Annotated in this window: 20 protein-coding genes and 1 tRNA gene; 9 read left to right on the top strand and 12 right to left on the bottom strand. The window is 64.5% G+C overall.

What is annotated here, in order from left to right; all coding sequences use genetic code 11:
* Positions 1-161: 161 nt before the first annotated feature.
* Positions 162-758, bottom strand: a complete 597-nt coding sequence (locus ACQR3T_RS01195) for a TetR/AcrR family transcriptional regulator (protein WP_428692269.1) — start codon at positions 756-758, stop codon at positions 162-164.
* A 73-nt stretch (positions 759-831) separates the two neighbouring features.
* Here ACQR3T_RS01195 and ACQR3T_RS01200 point away from each other — a divergent pair, with 73 nt between their 5' ends.
* Positions 832-1,767, top strand: a complete 936-nt coding sequence (locus ACQR3T_RS01200) for a DMT family transporter (protein WP_428692270.1) — start codon at positions 832-834, stop codon at positions 1,765-1,767.
* On the opposite strand, the gene ACQR3T_RS01205 is transcribed toward ACQR3T_RS01200, so the two are convergent.
* A complete protein-coding gene (locus tag ACQR3T_RS01205; RefSeq protein ID WP_428692271.1) occupies positions 1,674-2,879 on the bottom strand; it encodes an aminotransferase class V-fold PLP-dependent enzyme in 1,206 nt (401 codons plus the stop codon). The two genes, ACQR3T_RS01200 and ACQR3T_RS01205, sit on opposite strands and share 94 nt — an antisense overlap.
* A 145-nt stretch (positions 2,880-3,024) precedes the next feature.
* On the opposite strand from ACQR3T_RS01205, the gene egtA reads away from it, so the two are divergent.
* Genes egtA through egtD form a run of 4 tightly spaced genes read left to right on the top strand, consistent with a single transcriptional unit; the run spans position 3,025 to position 7,297 of the window.
* Entirely contained in the window at positions 3,025-4,281 is a 1,257-nt protein-coding gene (egtA, locus tag ACQR3T_RS01210) for an ergothioneine biosynthesis glutamate--cysteine ligase EgtA (protein ID WP_428692272.1), read from the top strand.
* Positions 4,278-5,582: an ergothioneine biosynthesis protein EgtB gene (gene egtB / locus ACQR3T_RS01215; protein WP_196249095.1), complete on the top strand. Its 1,305-nt coding sequence runs from the start codon at positions 4,278-4,280 to the stop codon at positions 5,580-5,582. Before egtA ends, egtB begins: the two co-directional genes overlap by 4 nt.
* Entirely contained in the window at positions 5,583-6,332 is a 750-nt protein-coding gene (gene egtC / locus ACQR3T_RS01220) for an ergothioneine biosynthesis protein EgtC (protein WP_032377263.1), read from the top strand.
* A complete protein-coding gene (gene egtD / locus ACQR3T_RS01225) occupies positions 6,329-7,297 on the top strand; it encodes an L-histidine N(alpha)-methyltransferase (RefSeq protein WP_428692273.1) in 969 nt (322 codons plus the stop codon). The genes egtC and egtD overlap by 4 nt, the downstream gene beginning before the upstream one ends.
* A 4-nt stretch (positions 7,298-7,301) precedes the next feature.
* Here egtD and ACQR3T_RS01230 read toward each other — a convergent pair whose 3' ends face one another.
* On the bottom strand, positions 7,302-8,153 hold the full coding sequence (locus ACQR3T_RS01230) for a helix-turn-helix transcriptional regulator (RefSeq protein ID WP_428692274.1): 852 nt from the start codon (positions 8,151-8,153) through the stop codon (positions 7,302-7,304).
* Between the two features lie 101 nt (positions 8,154-8,254).
* Between ACQR3T_RS01230 and ACQR3T_RS01235 the strand changes: the two genes are divergently transcribed.
* Entirely contained in the window at positions 8,255-9,250 is a 996-nt protein-coding gene (locus ACQR3T_RS01235) for an aldo/keto reductase (protein WP_428692275.1), read from the top strand.
* A gap of 76 nt (positions 9,251-9,326) precedes the next feature.
* On the opposite strand, the gene ACQR3T_RS01240 is transcribed toward ACQR3T_RS01235, so the two are convergent.
* The 8 genes from ACQR3T_RS01240 to ACQR3T_RS01275 form a co-directional block, all read right to left on the bottom strand.
* The gene (locus ACQR3T_RS01240) at positions 9,327-10,712 is read right to left on the bottom strand and encodes an FtsX-like permease family protein (protein ID WP_428692276.1); all 1,386 of its coding nucleotides are present in this window, start codon (positions 10,710-10,712) and stop codon (positions 9,327-9,329) included.
* A complete protein-coding gene (locus ACQR3T_RS01245; RefSeq protein ID WP_032377260.1) occupies positions 10,709-11,461 on the bottom strand; it encodes an ABC transporter ATP-binding protein in 753 nt (250 codons plus the stop codon). Before ACQR3T_RS01245 ends, ACQR3T_RS01240 begins: the two co-directional genes overlap by 4 nt.
* A 93-nt stretch (positions 11,462-11,554) precedes the next feature.
* A complete protein-coding gene (locus ACQR3T_RS01250; RefSeq protein WP_032404276.1) occupies positions 11,555-12,217 on the bottom strand; it encodes a response regulator in 663 nt (220 codons plus the stop codon).
* Positions 12,214-13,410: a sensor histidine kinase gene (locus ACQR3T_RS01255; protein WP_428692277.1), complete on the bottom strand. Its 1,197-nt coding sequence runs from the start codon at positions 13,408-13,410 to the stop codon at positions 12,214-12,216. Before ACQR3T_RS01255 ends, ACQR3T_RS01250 begins: the two co-directional genes overlap by 4 nt.
* 18 nt (positions 13,411-13,428) lie before the next feature.
* Positions 13,429-14,061, bottom strand: a complete 633-nt coding sequence (locus tag ACQR3T_RS01260; protein ID WP_230592568.1) for a hypothetical protein — start codon at positions 14,059-14,061, stop codon at positions 13,429-13,431.
* A gap of 182 nt (positions 14,062-14,243) precedes the next feature.
* Positions 14,244-15,227 (bottom strand): ribose-phosphate diphosphokinase, encoded by a 984-nt coding sequence (locus tag ACQR3T_RS01265; protein ID WP_032377257.1) that lies wholly within the window; start codon positions 15,225-15,227, stop codon positions 14,244-14,246.
* Complete coding sequence (gene glmU, locus ACQR3T_RS01270; RefSeq protein ID WP_032377256.1) at positions 15,224-16,696, bottom strand: bifunctional UDP-N-acetylglucosamine diphosphorylase/glucosamine-1-phosphate N-acetyltransferase GlmU; 1,473 nt, start codon at positions 16,694-16,696, stop codon at positions 15,224-15,226. Before glmU ends, ACQR3T_RS01265 begins: the two co-directional genes overlap by 4 nt.
* A gap of 54 nt (positions 16,697-16,750) precedes the next feature.
* Positions 16,751-16,821 (bottom strand) — tRNA-Gln (locus ACQR3T_RS01275).
* Between the two features lie 244 nt (positions 16,822-17,065).
* On the opposite strand from ACQR3T_RS01275, the gene ACQR3T_RS01280 reads away from it, so the two are divergent.
* Both ACQR3T_RS01280 and ACQR3T_RS01285 read left to right on the top strand, forming a co-directional pair.
* Positions 17,066-17,698, top strand: a complete 633-nt coding sequence (locus tag ACQR3T_RS01280) for a TetR/AcrR family transcriptional regulator (protein ID WP_080730482.1) — start codon at positions 17,066-17,068, stop codon at positions 17,696-17,698.
* A gap of 189 nt (positions 17,699-17,887) precedes the next feature.
* Positions 17,888-18,532, top strand: a complete 645-nt coding sequence (locus ACQR3T_RS01285; RefSeq protein ID WP_032377254.1) for a ScbR family autoregulator-binding transcription factor — start codon at positions 17,888-17,890, stop codon at positions 18,530-18,532.
* Position 18,533: 1 nt separating this feature from the next.
* Here the strand turns inward: ACQR3T_RS01285 and ACQR3T_RS01290 are convergent, their stop codons facing one another.
* Complete coding sequence (locus ACQR3T_RS01290) at positions 18,534-19,514, bottom strand: alpha/beta fold hydrolase (protein WP_428692278.1); 981 nt, start codon at positions 19,512-19,514, stop codon at positions 18,534-18,536.
* Positions 19,515-19,569: 55 nt separating this feature from the next.
* On the opposite strand from ACQR3T_RS01290, the gene ACQR3T_RS01295 reads away from it, so the two are divergent.
* A complete protein-coding gene (locus ACQR3T_RS01295; protein WP_428692279.1) occupies positions 19,570-20,139 on the top strand; it encodes a TetR/AcrR family transcriptional regulator in 570 nt (189 codons plus the stop codon).
* Positions 20,140-20,220 lie beyond the last annotated feature (81 nt).

A 20,220-nucleotide genomic window follows, 5' to 3' on the forward strand; every position in this document is an offset into this window, starting at 1 on the left:
GTGCGGCGTACTTCGTCGGGCGGTCAAGCTCGTCGGGGCGGACACGAACGAGCGCGGCCAACGGGGCCGAGCCGCGTCGATAACGGTGGATCCTGAAATCGTGGATCTACCCTCGCCGAGACAACCTGGAAGACAATACACGATGCTGCGCAGTGGCTTGGTTATGTGCCCCCTGGGGCACTTACCCGCACCACTGCGAGCGCAGCGAGCAACTCGGCGGCAACACCACGCGCCACGGATATCGCATCGTCACGGCCGCCCGCGGTTCCCATCACCACCGCGCCCTCGTGTAGTAACGACAGTCGCGATCCCAGCTGTTCGGCGTCGGCGTACCCGGCGTCGTCGGCCAATCGCGCGAACAGCGATCTGGTCCATTCCTTCTCGGACTTGATGATCTCGAGTACCGGGCTGTCGGTTCCACCGAACTCGGCGAACGCGTTGACGAATCCACAGCCGCGATGGTTGTCGCGCATCCACAGATCGAGGGCGTCGTACACCCCCAGGATGCGCGCGTCGCCCGGGGCGAGGGATTCGACGTACCGGCTCACGTGCTCGCACCACAGGCCGTAGCGGCGGGTGAGGTACCGCTGCACCAGGCCGTCCTTGGAGCCGAAGCGGTCGTACAAGGTCTTCTTGGTGGTGCCGGCTTCCTCGGCGATGAGGTCGACACCGACGGCGCGAATTCCGCGGGCGTAGAACAGCTCGCTTGCGACGGTGAGAATGCGTTCTCCGGCGGGGGTGAGTGGCTTGTCGAGCATGGTTGCCTTCCGAAAGCGCTGGTGAGAAGCAGGTGCACTGCGAGTATACAGACCTGTATGTTTACATCGCTGCATGAAAGCAAATGTCGACGCCGTGGCAGGTACTGCCCTGGTGGTGCTGTGGAGTTCGGGCTTCATCGGAGCCGAGCTCGGCACAGCGCAAGCCCCCGCGCACACGCTGCTGGCCTGGCGCTATGTCGCGGCCGTGGTGCTACTGATCGCCTGGTGCCGATATCGACGGCTGACACCGACCTGGCACGCCATCCGAATTCACGCCGTCCTCGGCCTGTTCTGCCAGTTCCTCTACCTCGGGGCCACCATCACCGGCATCGGGATGGGCGTTCCGCCAGGTGTTGCCGCGCTGATCGCCGCCCTGCAGCCGCTGTTGGTCGCGTTGGCGTCGAGCAGGATATTCGGCGAACGCGTCGGGGCGAGGCAGAGTCTGGGGCTCGCCGTCGGCATCGTCGGGGTAACGCTGGTCGTGGTGGGGGACATGTCCGGTGCGGATCTCGCCTGGCCCGTCTACCTGCTACCGGCCGCCGGGATGCTGGCTCTGTCGATAGGGACGATCGGTCAGCGAATCCTGGCACCGAAGGAGCCGATCGCGCTGTCGATGGCCATCCAATGTTCGGTCAGCGCAGCCGGTTTCATGACCTGGAGCATGCTGGCCGGAGATGCCGCACCGCCGATGACAGTGGGTTTCGGGTTGGCCGTCGCCTGGACCGTGGTGCTGTCGACCTTCGGCGCATACGGCGCGTACCTGTTCGTGGTGCGTCGCAACGGGCCCACCCGCGCCAGTGTGCTGCTCTACCTGACTCCGCCGACGACCATGGTGTGGGCCTGGCTCATGTTCGGCGATGCGATCACCTGGGTTGGAGTGGGCGGCCTCGTGGTCTCGGCAATCGGTGTGGCTGCCTACGTGAGCGGAACTTCGACCCCTGCTACGAACTTTCGCTCACCTGCGAGCGCAGCGAGCATCGTGTCCAGTTCGGCGAACGTGACGAAGTAGTGCGGAGATGCGCGCACCACGGCGTCGAGTCCTCGGCCCGTCATGTCCAGTCGCGTCGAGCTGCGGTGGCTGACCGTCACCGTCACTTCTTCGGCGGCGAGTCGGTCGCGGACAGTCACGGGATCCTCACCATCGACGGTGAAGGAGACGATGCCACTCTTGCGATCGCCCAGATCCTGCACCGTCACCCCGGGAATTTTTCGGAGTCCGGCGCGCAGGTATTCGGCACGTTCGGCGACGGCTTCTGCGACGTGGTCGATACCGAGCTCGAGTAGGTAGTCGACGGCAGCGCCGAGTGCGAGCCTGGCCGCGACGTCGCATTCCCAGAACTCGAATCGGGTGGCGTCGTCGGCCATTCGGTAGGTGGACGCGTCTTCCCATTGAGCGCTGTGCAAGTCGAGGGCCGGTGGATGCAGCGTCGACGCCAATCCTGGACGCAGGTAGAGAAATCCGGTTCCGCGCGGGCCACGAAGCCATTTGCGTCCGGTGGCGGACAGAGCGTCGACATCGAGCTCGGCGACGTCGACGCGCATCTGCCCCATGGACTGGCAGGCGTCGAGCAGTACCAGGGCACCGTGTCGGTGGGCGAGATCTGCGACGGCGCGGGCGGGGTTGATCAGACCGCCGTTGGTGGGTGCGTGCACCACCGAGACCAGCTTCACGCGATCGTCGAGCATGGTTGCCAGCGCGTCGACGTCGATTCGTCCCGATTCGTCGCTCGGAATCACCTCGACGATCGCTCCGGTGACCTCGGCTCGGTGGAGGGCGGAGATCGCGTTGCTGGCGTATTCGGCCTCGCACAGCAGAATTCGATCACCGGGGGAGAGCGGCACCGAGTAGAAGAAGTCGGTCCAGGCACGCGTCGCGGAGTCACTCAGTGCGATGCTCGACGCCGAAGCCCCGATCAACGTTCCGATCGATGTCTTCACCGCGGCGAGGTCGTTCGCTCGTTCGGTTGCGGCCCGATAGCCACCGATTTCCGCTTCCCGGCGCAGGTGCGCAACGGCGGTGTCGACGACGACGGTCGGCGGCAACGAGGAGCCGGCGCTGTCGAGGAATACCCGACCCGACGCACCGGGGGTGTCGCGGCGAATGCGGTCCTGATCGAGCATCGGTCGTCCTTCCTGTCACGAACTCTCGGCATCAGGGTTGCACAATCGGTAGCCTCGATACGACGCGGGATCACGGCGTTTTCGATCCTCGCAGCTGGGTACGTTCGGTAGCGAAGAACGTGGTGAGTGCGGAAAGAAGGAAAAAGTGTCGTCGAACGAGAAATCCCTCGAGCTGAGCACACGCCCAGCAGCCGAGGCGTACGTGTCGAAGGTGTGTTTCAAGCTGGGTCCACCGGCGCTGATCGGTGCCGAACTCGAGTGGCTCACCGCCCTCGACGACGGGACGCGTCCCAGCCTCTCTCTGCTAGCAGCTGCACTCGGTGACCACTCCCCGCGCAGTATCGCCCCCGAGTCGCCCGCCCTGACGTTGCCGGGCGGAAGTATGGTCACCGTCGAACCCGGCGGGCAAGTCGAATTGTCCAGCTCGCCTTATACATCCGTTTCAGATCTCGCACCGATGCTCGACGCCGATGCCCGGTTGTTGCGAGACATGCTCGACGGCTCCGGTATCAGCATCCTGGCGGTTCCGGCCGATACCGCGCGTGCTCCGGAACGGCTTCTCGTCCTGCCGAGATACTGCGCGATGGAGAACCGATTCACCACCATCGGCCCCTATGGCAAATTGATGATGTGCAACACGGCTGCCGCGCAGGTGAGTGTCGACGCCGGTCGTGATCGAGCCGAGGTTGCCGCGCGTTGGCGAATGCTCCACGTCATCGGCCCGGCCTTCGTGGCGGCATTCGCGCGATCCCCGGAACTCGAGGGAGCCCCCGAAGGAGTATGGGCGTCCCAGCGAATGCGGACGTGGCTCGAACTCGATTCCAGTAGAACGGATTCCAGCAGAACCGCGGTTCCCACTACCGGAGACCCGATTGCCGACTACGCACGGTGGGCTCTCGACGTGCCGCTGCTCTGCATACAGGGCGTCGACCAGAACTGGGAAGCGCCCGCGGGTACGACGTTCGCACAATGGTTGGCCGATCCGGGCGTCGTCGGGCGCGCCCCCACATACGGGGATCTCGACTATCACCTGACCACCCTCTTCCCTCAGGTTCGAGCGTGTGGTCACCTCGAGATCCGTTACCTCGATGCCCAGCCGGACGGGCAGTGGGTGGTTCCTGCGGCGGCGTTCGAGGCGCTGTTGTCGACACCCGAGCTGGTGGCTCGCGCCACCGAGATCGGAGCAGGGACCGCCGGACGTTGGATCGACGCGGCGCGCGTCGGGCTGGGCGACCGCGATCTCCGCTCGGCCGCAACCGAATTGCTGAACCTCGCGGCGGAGTTCGGCGGCGAGCACGCCGACTATCTGTCGGCGGCCGCTCGCCGATGTCACTCCGGCGAGCCCCCGAGCGAATTCGACTCTGCGACGCGGGAATTCCACACTCGAAAGGAATCGGTGTGAGCGCCGAACAACTCAGGAACAGGATCGAAACGGTCCTCACACGCAGCCGCGCCCGTAGTGCAGCACTCACCGATTGCGTGGACGAAACCGAACTGATGGCGCAGCATTCGCCGTTGATGAGCCCGCTGGTCTGGGACCTCGCGCACATCGGAAGTCAGGAAGAACTCTGGCTGGTTCGCGACGTCGGTGGCCGTGACCCAGTGCGTCCCGATATCGACGAGCTGTACGACGCGTTCAAGCACTCGCGTTCTTCACGAACGTCGCTTCCGTTGCTCACTCCCGACGAGGCGCGCGTCTACGTGCAGACCGTTCGAGACAAGGCCTGGGACGTGCTCGACCGCAGCACATTTGCGGGCAGGCCGGTCGAGAAGCACGGATTCGCGTTCGGCATGATCGCGCAGCACGAGCAGCAGCACGACGAGACCATGCTGGCGACGCATCAATTACGCTCGGGGCCCGCTGTTCTCGCCGCCCCTGCGCCGCCGTCGTCTGCGGTTCAGGTCTCGGGTGAGGCGATCATCACCGGTGGGTCGTTCTCGATGGGCACCTCACTCGACCCCTGGGCGCTGGACAACGAACGTCCGGCCCACACGGTGCACGTGCCGACGTTCGCGATGGACCGCGCCCCGATCACCAACGCCCAGTTCGTCGAGTTCATCGAGGACGGCGGATACCGACGCCGCGATCTGTGGACCGAGAAGGGTTGGCAGCACCGCGTCGAGGCCGACCTCAGTGCTCCGCAGTTCTGGGAACGCGATTCCGACGGCACCTGGTGGCGTCGTAGCTTCGGGGTGCGCCGTCCGGTGCGTCCGCACCAACCCGTCGTTCACGTGTGCTGGTTCGAGGCCGACGCGTACGCCCGGTGGGCGGGCAAGCGCCTACCGACGGAGGCGGAGTGGGAGAAGGCCGCGCGCTTCGATGCCAAGACCGGTACCAGCCGTGCCTACCCGTGGGGCGACGCCGAACCCACTGCGGCGCATACCAATCTGAATCAGCGGCACCTCGAACCGGCGGACGTGGGCGCGTACCCGGACGGTGTGTCTGCCGACGGCGTGCACCAACTCATCGGTGACGTCTGGGAATGGACGTCGTCGGACTTCGAGCCCTACCCCGGATTCGAGGCGTTCCCCTACGCCGAATACTCCGAGGTGTTTCTGCGAGGCGATTACAAGGTGTTGCGCGGCGGCTCCTTCGGCACCGACGAGGTGGCGTGTCGGGGCACGTTCCGTAACTGGGACCACCCGATTCGCCGGCAGATCTTCAGCGGCTTCCGGCTGGCCCGCGACGTCGAGCCCAGCTGAATGTGCCGTCACCTGGGGTATCTCGGCCCCCGCACGTCCGTCGGGGGAGTGCTCACCGACGGTGAACACAGTTTACGTGTACAGTCGTACGCCCCGAACGACATGCGCGGCGGGGGCACCATCAACGCCGACGGGTTCGGCGTGGCCTGGTGGCAGGACGGTTCGGTGCGCAGCTACCGCAATCCGATGCCCATTTGGACCGACTCGGCGGTCGATGATGTTCTGCCGCAGCTCCATTCGACGTCGGTGATCGCCGCCGTACGATCGGCCACGGTAGGAATGCCGGTGGAACGGTCTGCCTGCGCGCCGTTCACCGACGGCCGTTGGGCGTTCAGTCACAACGGTGTGGTTCGCGGCTGGCCCCACTCGCTGACCGACCTGTGGTCCGAGGTGCCGGCCGTCGATGCACTCACGTTGCCTGCTCCGACCGACGCAGCCGCAGCCTGGATCGTGTTGCGGCAGTTACTCGACACTCTCGCCCCGCCGGCAGCCCTTGCCGCGTTGGTTCGGCGCATCGAAGCGCGCGCGCCGGGGTCCAGGCTCAACTTTCTGCTCGGCGATGGGGAGAACATGTACGCCACCGCAGTGCATCACGCATTGTCGGTGCGTCGTTCCGATGACGCCGTCACCATCGCATCCGAACCGACCGACGACAGTTCCGACTGGACGCACATCGACGACCGCAGTCTTGTCGTTGCCACGGCATCGGAGTTCACCGTTTCCCGTCTCGACGAAGAGGAGCACACATGAGCACTGTCGAGGTACACCTCGCAGACACAGCACTGGTGGACGAATTGCGCAAGGATGTGCGGGACGGGTTGACGTCTTCGCCGAAGTGGCTTTCGCCCAAGTACTTCTACGACGCGTTGGGTAGCGAATTGTTCGAGCAGATCACCGTGCTGCCGGAGTACTACCCGACCCGCACCGAGCGGGCGCTCCTCGAAGAACATGCCCTCGACATCGCCGAGGCAACCGAATCGACGATGTTGATCGAGTTGGGCTCGGGCTCGTCGGAGAAGACGAAGATTCTGCTGGCTGCAGGGGTCAAGCACGGATCGCTGAAAACCTATGTGCCGCAGGATGTATCCGTCACGGCGCTCGAGGGGGCCATCGAGCAGATCGCGCAGGAGTTTCCCGCTCTCGAGGTGCACGGCATCGTCAGTGATTTCACCGACACACTGCACAATCTGCCCGCGGGTCACTCACGCACCATCGCGTTCCTCGGCGGCACCCTGGGCAACCTCATCCCCGAGGAGCGCGAGGAATTTCTGAAGGCCATCGCCGATGCTCTGGATTCCGGCGAACACCTGCTACTCGGTGTCGGGCTGGTCATCGACCCGAAGGTTCTCGTTCCGGCGTACGACGACGCGGCCGGGGTGACGGCGGAGTTCAATCGAAACGTGCTGTCGGTGATCAATTCTCGCCTGGACGGAAACTTCGATGCCGACGCGTTCGAGCACGTTGCGCTCTGGAATGCCGAGCAGGAGTGGATCGAGATGCGGCTACGGGCCTCGTCGCCGCAGGAGGTGTATCTCGCCGATCTCGATCTGCACGTGCACTTCGACGCCGGTGAGGATCTGCGCACCGAAATCTCGGCGAAGTTTCGACCGGAAGGCATCACCGAAGAACTCGCCGCAGCGGGATTCGACGTCGACCATCTGTGGACCGATGCAGAATCGCACTTTGCGCTCATCCTCGCGCGCAAGGGTGCGTAGCGATCTACTCGGCGAGAGTCGCATCCAGTTGCTGAGTGCCGATGACGCCGAGCAGATTCAATTTCTCGCGGGCATCGGTTCCCGGTTGCGGCGAATAGACCAGGAGATGTTGGCCCTCTTTCTGCGTCACGAGGGTCTCGCAGTGGACGGCGATCACGCCGAGTTCGGGATGCACGAAGCGTTTGGACGCCGACGTCTTGTATGCGACTCGGTGCTCGCTCCAAATCGTCTCGAACTCGGAACTGGCGGCGCGTAGACGCTCGACCAGTACAGCGACCTCAGGATCGCCTGCTCGCCTGGCCGACACTGCTCGAAGATCGGCGACGTGCTTGTGGCCCATCCGATCCCAGTCCTCGCGAACGAAGTTGCGGCGCGTGCCGGGATCGGTGAACCAACGCCACACCACGTACTTGTCGAGCCCGGTGTACCTGCGCGGGTCCTCGGCCAGCGCGAGGTACATCGCATTGTGCGCCACGATCTCACCGAGGTCTGTCACGACGCAGGCGGGAGTGTCGTCGAGCTTGGTCAGCAGGTGCATGAGGCCGGGGCCGACGTGTTTGTCCGCACCCATCCGTGTCGGCGGTGATTGGCCGGCCAGGATGAAGAGATGGTCTCGCTCGTCGTCGTCCAACCTCAGGGCGCGGGCCAGCGCACTCAATATCTGAGTCGACGGATGCGGCCCGCGGCGTTGTTCGAGGCGGGTGTAGTAGTCGGTGGACATCCCGGCCAGCAGTGCCACCTCGTCCCGACGCAGTCCGGGCGTGCGGCGGCGCGGTCCCGGTGCAACACCTACGTCGCCGGGAGTCAGAAGTTCCCGACGTCGTCGGAGAAAATCGGCCAGTTCGTCACGTTCCACGTATCGAGTGTGCGCCTCGTCGCCGGTTCGAGCCAGGGATCGGCAGTCCTCCGACAACTGCTCTCTGCCGCAATTCTCGTCGGGAACGCACAGTGGACGACATGAACAGAACACAACTGGGAAAGTCCGGACCCACCGTCTCGCGTATCGGCCTCGGCGCGATGGGGATGTCCGGTGCGTACGGCGAATCGAACGACCGGGAATCGATCCGCACCATCCATGCTGCTGTCGACGCAGGCGTCGATCTTGTCGACACCGGTGACTTCTACGGTGCCGGCCACAACGAGATGCTGATAGGAAGGGCACTGAAAGAGCGCAACCGAGACGACGTCGTGCTGTCGGTGAAATTCGGAGCCCTGCGCGGGCCCGACGGTGGATGGCTCGGCTTCGACGGCCGCCCGGAGAGCGTCAAGAGTTCGCTCGGCTACACGTTGCAGCGGCTGGGTGTGGATCACGTCGACGTCTACCGGCCGGCTCGACTCGATCCACGGGTGCCGATCGAGGACACCGTCGGTGCCCTTGCCGAGATGATCGAGGCGGGCTACGTCCGCCACATCGGTCTGTCCGAGATCGGTAGCGAGACACTGCGGCGAGCGGCAGCGGTGCACCCGATCAGCGATCTCCAGATCGAATACTCCATCGTCTCGCGCGGTATCGAGGCAGACATACTCGATACCGCGCGTGGACTCGGCGTCGGAATCACGGCGTACGGCGTGCTCTCACGTGGTTTGCTCAGCAACACGTTTCGAGCTCACAAGCCACTGTCCGCCGACGATTTCCGGGCGCACAGCCCGCGATTTCAGGGGGAAAACCTCACCCGGAACGTCGAGTTGGTGGAACTACTCGCCGAGATCGCCGACGACCGCAGCATCACCGTCGCGCAGTTGGCCATCGCCTGGGTCATGTCTCGTGGTGACGACATCGTCCCGGTGATCGGTGCCCGCTCGGTCGAGCGATTGATGGAAACCATTGCTGCTGAGAATATCTCGTTGAGCCCCGATGAGGTGGCCCGAATCGAGACGGCCGTGCCGACGGATGCGGTTGCCGGCACCCGCTATGCCGAGTCTCAGATGGCGCAACTCGACAGCGAGGTCTGAGGCGGGCGTCAACCCACGGCGATGCCGTCCGGCTCTTGCAGCCGGCCGGCATCGCCGAGCGCTACAGACCACACGATCAGGCGTCCGCCAACGCGAGTACCGGCGAGATCTGATTGGCACGTCGCGCCGGGGTCAACGAGGCCCCGAGTGCGAGGAGTCCACCGCACAACACGGTTCCGGCGATGACTGCCCACGGGAGGGTGGGCGCGGTGAGTCCGCGGGAATCCAGCGAGCCCAGCAGCGATTGTGCTGCGGCCCAGCCGTACACGATGCCGAGGATCAGACCGAAGCCCATGGACGCGACCACCATCTGAGTACTTTCCGAAACGATCATCGCTCGAATCTGCTTGCGGGTGAATCCGAGTGCACGCAGCAGACCGATCTCACGGGTGCGCTGCAGAATGCTCAGCAGCAGGTTGTTCACCATTCCGACGGCCGCGATGACGGCCGAGAAGCCGATGAGTCCGGTCATGATTCCTACTGTCACGGTGAGCACTTGGCCGACCGTGGCCTCGTCGTATTCGTTGACGAGCATCGACCGGTAGCTGTACATCGCGACCGCGAACGTCGTCACCAACGTCACGCCGATCAACAGTCCCACCGCGGTACGGGTACTGCGATCCGGATAGCGAATCGCGTTGGCGGACGCCAATCGGGCAGCGGGTCCACGGCCGGACAGTCTCCCGACCAGTTTCAGTGTGGCGGGCAGAATGCGGTACGCCCCGACCATGATTCCGGTGAACGATGCGACACCACCGAGGAACGCGACCAGAACACCGCCCGGGTTGACCATCCCGATCAAGACACCGATTCCCAGCAGAGCCACGCCGCCGGCGATGAGCACGATAGAGAGCGCGGTCCTTATCCGACGCGACCGCGGAGCCTCCACGCCCGTGTCGACGGCACCTCCGGTTGCCTGGACAGGTGTGACGTCCAGGACCTTTCGTGACCCCACATACGACGCGACGGTGGTCGTCAGCACCACGATCACGACGGGCAGAAGCACCACGGGCTGAACGGTCGTGTACTGCACATCCGGCAGCTGACCGGCCGAGACCGCAACGGCCCGGGCCAGGTGACTCGCGCCGACGCCGAGGACCATACCGACTGCGCCACCGAACAATCCGACGACGAGGCCCTCGCGTGCTACCGATCGGCGCAGGTCACGAGAGCGGGCTCCCAACAGTCGAAGGAGTGCAATGGTGCGGGTGCGGCCCGCGACGATCGTCGCGAACGTGTTCGAGGTGACCACCGCCGCGACGTACAACGCGAGGCCGATGAACACCAGCGCCACGCTGTACAGCGCATTGACGGCAGCACCGTCGAGGTCTGAATCCCCGAAGATGTCGACCAGAAACGCGGTTGCCTGAATCAACACAACTCCGAAGAACGACGCCAGCGATGTCACCAGAATGCTGGCACCGTGCTCTTTCGACGCCTGAGCAGAAGTCAACGCACTCATCGGACGCTCTCCATTCCCAGCATGTAGCTCGAAATCTGTTCTGCGCTCGAACGCCCCAGTTCGTTGACGATGCGCCCATCGGCGAGGAAGACGATGCGATCGGCGTAGCTGGCTGCGATCGGATCGTGGGTGACCATGACGATCGACTGGCCGTACTCGCGCACCGCCGCGGCCAGGAGGCCGAGAACCTCGCGGCCGGTGCGGGAATCGAGGTTGCCGGTGGGCTCGTCGGCGAAGATGAGATGCGGTCGAGTCCCCAGCGCACGGGCGATCGCGACGCGCTGCTGCTGTCCGCCCGAGAGCTGATGTGGACGGTGGTTCACCCGACCTTGTAGTCCCAAGGTATCGATGAGTTGCTCGATCCAGGCCGACTCCTGTGCACTGGGCGCGCGACCGTCGAGCTCGAACGGCAACAGGATGTTGCCCCGAACATCCAGAGTGGGAACAAGATTGAAGGACTGGAAGATGAACCCGACTTGCTTGCGTCGCAACGTCGTCAGAGCGTCGTCGTTGGCCGAGGTGATGTCTGCACCGGCCAGCATCAAGTGACCCGAGCTGGCGTTGTCCAGCCCGGCCATGACGTGCATGAGTGTCGATTTGCCGGAACCGGACGGTCCCATGATGGCGGTGAACTGGCCGGCGTGAATGTCGAGAGACACATTGTCGAGGGCGCTCACCGGATTGGACGAGTCGCCGAAGTGCTTACTGACCTGAAATGCCCGTGCAACAGGGCCTGCTGTGATCGTCATGCCCACAACGCTATGAATTCGCCGGATCGAAGTAATCAGGCGCGAGTCTTCGCGTCGTACATCTGCAGGATGACATCGGCGTCAGTCCCGAGGTCAAGGCGAGTTCAGTCCGTGCTCGAATGCGTAGACCACGAGCTGCACTCGATCGCGCAGGTGCAGTTTGGCGAATATGCGGCTGATGTGTGTTTTCACCGTCGCCTCGCTCAGGTACTCCAGCTCGGCGATCTCGGAGTTGCTCAGCCCGCGGGCTGTGAGCCGGAAGAGCTCCTTCTCCCGCGCAGTGAGGGTCTCGAATGCGGCCGGCACCGTCGGAACCGGAGGCGTCGGAGTGAAATGCGCCAGCAAGCCGGTCGTCGCGGACGCGGCGATCACCGAGTTTCCGGCATGGACCGTACGGATCGCAGCGAGCAGAAACTCCGGGTCGGCATCCTTGAGCACGAATCCGCTTGCGCCCGAACGAATGGCTCGCGCAGCGCTCTCGTCCAGGTCGAACGTCGTGAGAACCAGAATGCGCGGAGGTGTGTCGGAGGCGGCCAGAATCTGCTCGGTCGCGGCGATACCGTCGAGCACCGGCATCCGGATGTCCATGAGCATCACGTCGGGAGTGACGGACGCTGCGAGTTCGACGGCTTCTCGTCCGTTGCCCGCCTCCCCGACGAATTCCAGGTCGGGCTGGGAGGAGATCAGCATGCGAATGCCGGCTCGGAACAGCTGCTGATCGTCGACCAGCGCAACTTCGATGCGATCGGAACTCACGTCGTGCCCTTCGTCGAGGGGGTGGTGGTAGGCAACCACGCCGTCACAGTCCATGACGAGGCGTCGCCGGTCGCAGTGCAGGTTCCGCCGGAGAGGCCGGCGCGTTCCTTCATGCCGGCCACTCCGTGGCCGGATGATTCCGCGGCGGGAAGCCCCGGGAACACACTGTTTCGTACCGTCAGTTCGACGCCGGCAGAATCCGATTCGATGGAGACGGTCACCGGCGAGTTCGGATCGCCATGGCGCAGTGCATTGGTCAACGATTCCTGCGCGATGCGGTACAACGCAAGATGCGCTCCTGCACCCAACGACACGTCGCCGGTGTCGATCGAGGAGTCGATGTTCAGGCCGGTGGCGCGCATCTGATCGAGCAGACGCTCCAGGTCGCCCGGACCGGGGGTCGGTAGATCGCCTTGGCTGTGGCGGAGCTGCCCCAGCAGCACCCGGACGTCGGACAGTGCCTCGCGCCCGGTGTCGGAGATCGTCGTCAGTGCAGTGTCGACGGCAGCGGGGTCCAGTGCACGCACGTAGCGTGCGCCATCGGCCTGAGCGATCACCACGGCCAGGGAATGCGCCACGATGTCGTGCATGTCCCGGGCAATTCGGTTGCGCTCCTGTTCGATTGCCACTTCCTGCTCGGCTCGCGCCTGATGCACCTCGGCGAGCTCGCGCGCGTGTGCCGATTCGATGGCTGTCCGCCGGGCGTAGGCGAGTCGACCGAGCGCCCAGGACAGCCCGAGCATGGCCCACAGCGCAGCGAGGAGAACGGTGGCCTGCAGCAGCCTCGGTTCCTGAAATCCTGCATCCGTGGGCGCCCCGAATGGATTGCCGTCCACGAACGCCAGGTACAGCGCCGCTATCACCCCGCCGACGACGGCCGAGGCGAGACCGAGGCGTCGAACCACGTTGTCGCCGTACGCGGCCGAGCAGTACAGAATCGCGAAGATCGCTGTATCCGCCGACAGGGGGAGCACTCCGCTGACCATCTGTACGACGGCCAGCACCCAGGCGAGCGCCAAGGACCATCGTGGCGATCGGCGCCGGATGGCCAATGCGATGCCGAACCCGATCAGAACAGCTGCGCCCGGAGAACCGGAGGATTGGCTCAGAGTCGACGGCAGCAGGAGCAGAACGAAGACCACGGCGTAGGTGACATCGAGCACCTGCCGTGAGATCGAACGCTTGCGCAGCACTCGATCAGACTACGTGGATCAGTTGGTGCGGCGACGAGCCTTCTCGAGCGCGGCCAGTGTCGTCAGCACGGTGGTCCGCTGACGTTCGAGATCCTTCATGCGAGCGCGTGCGGGGAGGCCCTGTACGCCGTCGAGTGCGCTGATCTGCTCGTCGACGGAGGTGAGTTGGCCGAGCAACTTCTCCACGCGGGACTGCAGTTCGATCGCATCGATTCCGGTGACACCGGCCTGCGACTTCTTCGTCGGTGCCTTCGCCGGAGCGGACGTCGACGAGGGTGAGGCCGGTGCGTTCACCGCGGCAGCGGCCCTGGGGCGCAACGCCTTGCGTACGGCGGCCGGGTCGGGGAGCTTCTCGAGCCGAATGCGGTTGAGGACCTCACGCGCATCGCGGGCGGTGACGCGGTACTCGCGCTCCTCGTCGTCCTCGGACGCCAGGGTGCCGCCCAGGGGCCGCAGACCGTACATGCCGATGAAGTGCTTGGCCTCGTCGATGACGGCTTCCTTCTCGCGGCACAGACCGCAGCGAGGCTCGTTCCTGAAGGTTTCGACGCTGTCGGTGCTGCCGCACCAGACGCACCCGCCCGGCGTCCATCGAGCAATTCTGACGGTAGTAGTTCCAGCCGGGCCGTTGAGAGAGTGCGCGTCGATCACGACGAGTCATCTTAGGTGACAACAAAACCCGCCCCACACACCCCCGTCTCGCGAGCTGCATATTCCGGTCGTCGACGTGACGTAGTTCATGCAGTGCGTACGGAGAGTGGGTGGGGCGGGTTCCGGTCGAGCGAAACAGACCTGGAGGTCGGGAGTGGAGCCTGCGGAACGACCCAGGGGTACTATGCGCTGCCGTTGAAAAGGCTGGTGACGGAACCGTTTTCGAAGACCTCGCGGATGGTGCGGGCCAGCAGGGGTGCGATCGACAGCTCGGTGAGCGTCTCGAAGCGCTTCTCGTCACTGATCGGGAGGGTGTTGGTGACGACGACTTCCTTGGCACCGCAGTTGGCGAGGCGCTCGGCGGCCGGGTTGGACAGAACGCCGTGAGTGGCGGCGATGACGACGTCGCCCGCGCCGGCTTCCTTGAGCACCTTCACCGCGCCCGCGATGGTGCCGCCGGTGTCGATCATGTCGTCGATGAGGATGCAGGTGCGGCCCTCGACCTCGCCGACTACGCGGTTGGACTTGACCTGGTTGGGCACCAGCGGATCACGCGTCTTGTGGATGAAGGCCAGCGGTGCGCCGCCGAAGGAGTCCGCCCACTTCTCGGCGACGCGGACGCGGCCGGAGTCGGGGGAGACGACGGTGATGTGCTCGAGGCTGTACTTGCCGCGGATGTGGTCGGCGAGCTGGCTGTGCGCGTGCATGTGATCGACGGGGCCGTCGAAGAAGCCCTGAATCTGATCGGTGTGCAGGTCGACGGTGATGATGCGGTCGGCACCTGCGGTCTTGAGCAGATCGGCGACGAGGCGAGCGGAGATGGGCTCGCGGCCGCGGTGCTTCTTGTCCTGACGGGCGTACGGGTAGAACGGGAGGATCGCGGTGATGCGCTTGGCCGATCCACGCTTGAGAGCGTCGATCATGATCAGCTGTTCCATCAGCCAGGTGTTGAGCGGGAACGGATGCGACTGCAGAACGAACGCGTCCGATCCGCGGACCGACTCCTCGAAGCGCACGAAGATCTCGCCGTTGGCGAAGTCACGTGCCGTCTGCGGGGTGATCTCGATGCCGAGTTCCTTGGCGACCTGCTCGGCCAACTCCGGATGTGCTCGACCAGAGAACAACATCAGGTTCTTCTGGTTGTCGATCCAATTGGGGGTGCTCACTGCTGTTCGCCGTCCTTTTGTTCGTGCCGATCACGATCTGCGAGCGCCGCTGCCTGCGCAGCTTCGGTTCCGGGCCTGTTGTCGATGACCCAGCCTTCGATATTGCGTTGCTTGCCACCGGAGACGGCCAGCGCGCCGGGAGGAACATCTTCCCGAACCACTGTCCCTGCGCCGGTGTAAGCGCCGTCGCCCACGTGAACGGGAGCGACGAACGTCGAGTCGGAACCGGTCCGTACATGGGATCCGATTTCCGTGCGGCTCTTGTTGACGCCGTCGTAGTTGGCGAAGACGTTGGAGCAACCGATGTTGCTGTGGTCGCCGATCGTGGCATCGCCGACGTAGGTCAGGTGCGGAACCTTGGTGTGGTTGCCGATCGTCGCGTTCTTGGTTTCGACGTAGGCACCGAGCTTGCCGCCGGTGCCGAGAACGGTGCCCGGACGCAGGTAGGTGAACGGTCCTACGGTGGCATCGGGTCCGATCACGGCCTGCTCGGCGTGGGTGCGCACCACCGACGCGCGCTCCCCGATCTCGACGTCACGCAGGGTCGAATCCGGCCCGACGACCGCGTCGTCGGCGATATGGGTCTTGCCGTGCAGCTGGACACCGGGCTCGAGGCGAACGTCCGCACCGAGAGTGACATCGATGTCGATCCACGTGGTCGACGGGTCGACGACGGTGACGCCTGCCCGCATGTGCCGCTCGATGATGTGGCGATTGAGTACCGACGTGACGTGAGACAGCTGCACTCGATCGTTGACGCCCACCACCAGGTCGGGATCGGCGAGCTGGGTGCCGTAGACGGCTTTGCCGTCGGCCTTGCTGATCTTGACGACGTCGGTCAGATACAGCTCGTGCTGGGCATTGGCGGTGCTGAGCTTGCCGAGTGCGGTCCGCAGCGCCACCGCGTCGAACGCGTAGACGCCGGAGTTGACCTCGCCGATCAGCACCTGAGCGGGGGTGGCATCGGCGTGTTCGACGATCTCGGCCACCTCGCCATCGTCGGTGCGAACGATGCGGCCGTAGCCGTTGGCATCGTCCGGGACGAAGGTCAGCACCGTCGCGGCCGCGGGACGCGGGGCGCTCAGATGCTCGTCGAGCAATGCCTTGAGGGTGTGGCCGTCGAGCAGAGGGACGTCGGCCGCGGTGACGAGGATCGTGCCCTCGAAGTCGTCCGGGAGCGCGGCCAGGCCGCACTGCACCGCATGTCCGGTACCCAACTGTCGATCCTGAACGGCGGTATGGATGGTGCGACCCAAGGTGGCCGCGAGATCGTGCACGGCGGAAGAGACTCGTTCACGATCGTGTCCGACGACGGTCACCAGGTGATCGGGCCCGAGGTCGGCGGCCGCGTGAAGGGCGTGCGCGAGCATCGTGCGGCCGGCCAGAGGATGCAGAACTTTCGGGGTCTTCGAGCGCATTCGGGTACCTGCACCCGCAGCGAGAACGACCACGGCGGTCTGCACAGGCATTGAGCTCCTCAGGCGGTAACGCGAAAGACGGGCATGCGTGAATGATGTTGCTCGCTCCGCCGCCAGGACTCGAACCTGAACTATCTGAACCAAAATCAGAGGTGCTGCCATTACACCACGGCGGATAATCGACCGGTGGTACAGACAGTGGCCGACGAATCGAACGACGCATTCGTCAAGCCGTTGCGCTCCCACCGAGCGCAACGATCCTCGCATGAGAGGTAGTGGTGAGTCGAACCGCGACGTATAACAGACCGGGCAGGTCGGTTCCCACACGCCCGGCAATCGGATACATCGGGCATCGCTAGGGTGAGGTGGTCGTCGATTCCGGCGTCAGGACGTGCACGGTCGGTAACGGAAGCGGTTTCCATGTCAGCCTCGGAGCAAGAACGCTCACCTCGGGTTCGGATGACCGGGACTCAACGTCGTGAGCAGTTGATCGAGGTGGGACGGACGCTGTTCGCCGAACGTGGCTACGAGGCCGCGTCGGTGGAGGAGATCGCCGGACGCGCCAACGTGTCCAAGCCGGTCGTCTACGAACATTTCGGCGGTAAAGAAGGCCTCTACGCCGTCATCGTCGACCGTGAGATGTCCACGTTGCTGGGGATGATCACCAAATCTCTCGATCTCAATCGGTCGCGAATCCGCGTGGAACGTGTCGCGCTCGCGCTGCTGACCTACATCGAGGATCGGACCGACGGTTTCCGCATTCTCGTTCGTGATTCACCCGCCTCTGCCGAGGACGGCAAATACTCGTCCCTGCTCAACGAGGCCATCGGACGCGTCGGACACATGTTGGCCGGAGACTTCTCGCGTCGCGGCCTCGATCCCGAGTTCGCCCCGATGTATGCCCAGGCCCTGGTCGGGATGGTGTCGATGACGGCGCAGTGGTGGCTGGATGTGCGCACTCCCTCGAAGGAAGTGGTGGCTGCACACGTGGTCAATCTGTGCTGGAACGGGTTGACAAACCTGGAAGCGGACCCTCGACTGACCGAGGAATGAGTACCCGGTTTCGTCTCTTCGCGGTGAAAGAGGGGGTATCGTCCCCTTTGTCGGCCATGAGAGCTGTGTCACTCACGGCGCAGTGCCCAATCGGACCGATGCATGTTGGCATGAGACGTAAAGCCACTCAGTGGTACCGTTCGGGCGTAATTTGCGCAGTGTCAGTACAGAATCGCGAAGGCGGATCCTATGGTCAGGCAGGCCCGCGCTGAGATAACCCGCGACACCGTGCTCGCGGGCGCAGCGAATGTATTCCTGCGCCTCGGGTACGCGAACGCGAGTCTCAGCGAGATCATCTCTCAGTCTCAGGTCACCAAGGGCGCTCTGTACTTCCATTTCGGTTCCAAGGAAGAATTGGCGCGTGCGGTCATCGACGAGGGAAACACTCGTCTGACCACTGCCTGCTCGCAGTTCAACGACGGTCGCATCCCCGCACTCGAAGCGGCTATCGGCATCTCCTACATCGTCGTCGATCTCTCGGTCAGCGATCCCATGGTCTCGGCCATGCTCCGATTGAGCCATCAGATCGGTGACTACCGAGGCACCGAGGGCAATGTGATGGCCGGGTGGAGCGAGTCGTTCGACAGGCTCGCCGCCAAGGCAATTGCGCAGGGCGACATCGATCCCAACTCGGATTCACGCACCATCGGTTCGCTCGTACTCGAGATTCTCACCGGCGTGCACATGGTTGCGGTTGCCACCTCCACCACCGAGGAATTGCCTTCGCGCATGGAGCGCCTCTGGTACTACCTCCTGCCGGCCCTCGTTCCTGCCAACAAGTTGGATTACTTCCGCGAGTTCGCGGCTCGTCGAGTCATCCGCTTCGGCCCGTAACTCACGAGTTCCTCGCAACGAAGTCTGCGATGTCCTCTCGGAGTCGATCCGGGTATTCGCCGTTGATCGCGTGTGAGGCGTCCGGATAGAGCCGCACAGTCCCGTCGGGAAGCGTTCTTTCTGCTGTGGTGACTGCGTCCCCCGCGTCGTGCATCACGGATCTTCCTGCGATGACGGCCAGCACCGGTGCGTCGAGAGTCGACAGGCGCTGATCGGTGATGCGGGTGGGCTGCGGCAGTTTCAGCGAGTAGCCCTGCATTCCGGCCTCAATCATGTCTGCAATCGGAACGTTCTGGACCTCTGCACCGCCCGCGGTGTACGAGTTGAAGCCGTCTCGCCATGACTTCGGCAGCCACGGTACGGCGGCAGGGAGGGCGCGGATCGCGGTGTTCCACGGGATGTCGGAAAACACCTCGACCGGGTCGATCAGTGTCAGTGAGGCGATGTGGGAACTGTCATGCAGTGCCAGGTTCGCCGCCGTCCACCCGCCGATGGACAGCCCGATCACGTGCACCTTGTCTGCGGGCAGAGCCTCGAGGGTCTGTGCGAGCCAGGTCGCCTGGTCTCCGTCACCGGAGATCGGACGTTCCTGAATACTGCGACCCGGTTCGCCCAGTAGATCGACGGTGTAGACGTCCCCGATCGTCAGCAGGCCCGGAAGATTCGCTGCCCAGACCGGGGTCGCGGAGGACCGCCCAGGCAGGAGCAGTAGCGGGTGCGTCGAGTCGCCGGTGCCCGCGAACCGATACACGCGGACGACGCCGTAATCGGTGCGAACGTCGAGCGTCTCCGCCGGGGTGGGCAAGTCCTCGAAAGCGCGGTCGTATGCGGCGAGAAATCGATCCTCACTCTCTGCGCTGTTCCAATGCCCGACAGGTGAGGGGGATCGAAGCGCGAACGTGAGGGCAAGCGCGCCGACGGTCAACGCCCCGGCGGCAACCTTCAGGTATCGACGGCGTGGGTGCGGCATCCGGTCGTTCATGTCCGGTCTCCTAACCGATCGGTAAGTATTTCGACCGTACGGTAACCTGGCGTTCGTGGCAACGAGAGAACCGAGCTTCATCGAACTCACCCGGCGCGCGCAGCTGATCGCCGTCACGATCGCTGCGGTCGCCGAGCACGGATACTCGAACGTCTCGCTCGCGCGTATCGCAGACAACGCCGGCATCACCAAAGCGGCTGTGCTGTACCACTTCCGAACCAAGGATGCGGTAGTGGACGCGGCGTATCGATTCGTTCTCGATGCGCTCGTCGAGGACGTGGCTGCTGCGGTCGGGGATGTTCCAGCGCAGGACGGTCCTCAGGCGTACGTCGGGGCCATGGTCGGCCACCTCCGCGCTCACCCCCGGCATACGCGCATGCTGATCGAGGCGCTGGCAAACTCCACAGCCGGGCACACGCCGGAACAGCGATGGCGTCCGTTGGCCGACATCATCGACGCGTCGGTCCGTGCACGTGGGACGGACGGTGTCGATTCACGAACGCTCGCCATCATCACCGGCGGCGCGATCGACGCGATCGTCACCGAATGCCTGCACGACCCGCATTACGACTCGGCTGCTGCCGGCGAGTCACTCGCCGCGATGCTCGACGCAGCCCTGAGCTGAGCTCGCGTGTCTCCCGCCTGCCGGGGTGTCGGCGTACTCCCATAGACTCGAAGGCGACTGTGCATGCGCAGCCGTCGCCTC

The sequence above is a fragment of the Rhodococcus sp. IEGM1428 genome (assembly GCF_050321865.1).
GTDB lineage: Bacteria > Actinomycetota > Actinomycetes > Mycobacteriales > Mycobacteriaceae > Rhodococcoides.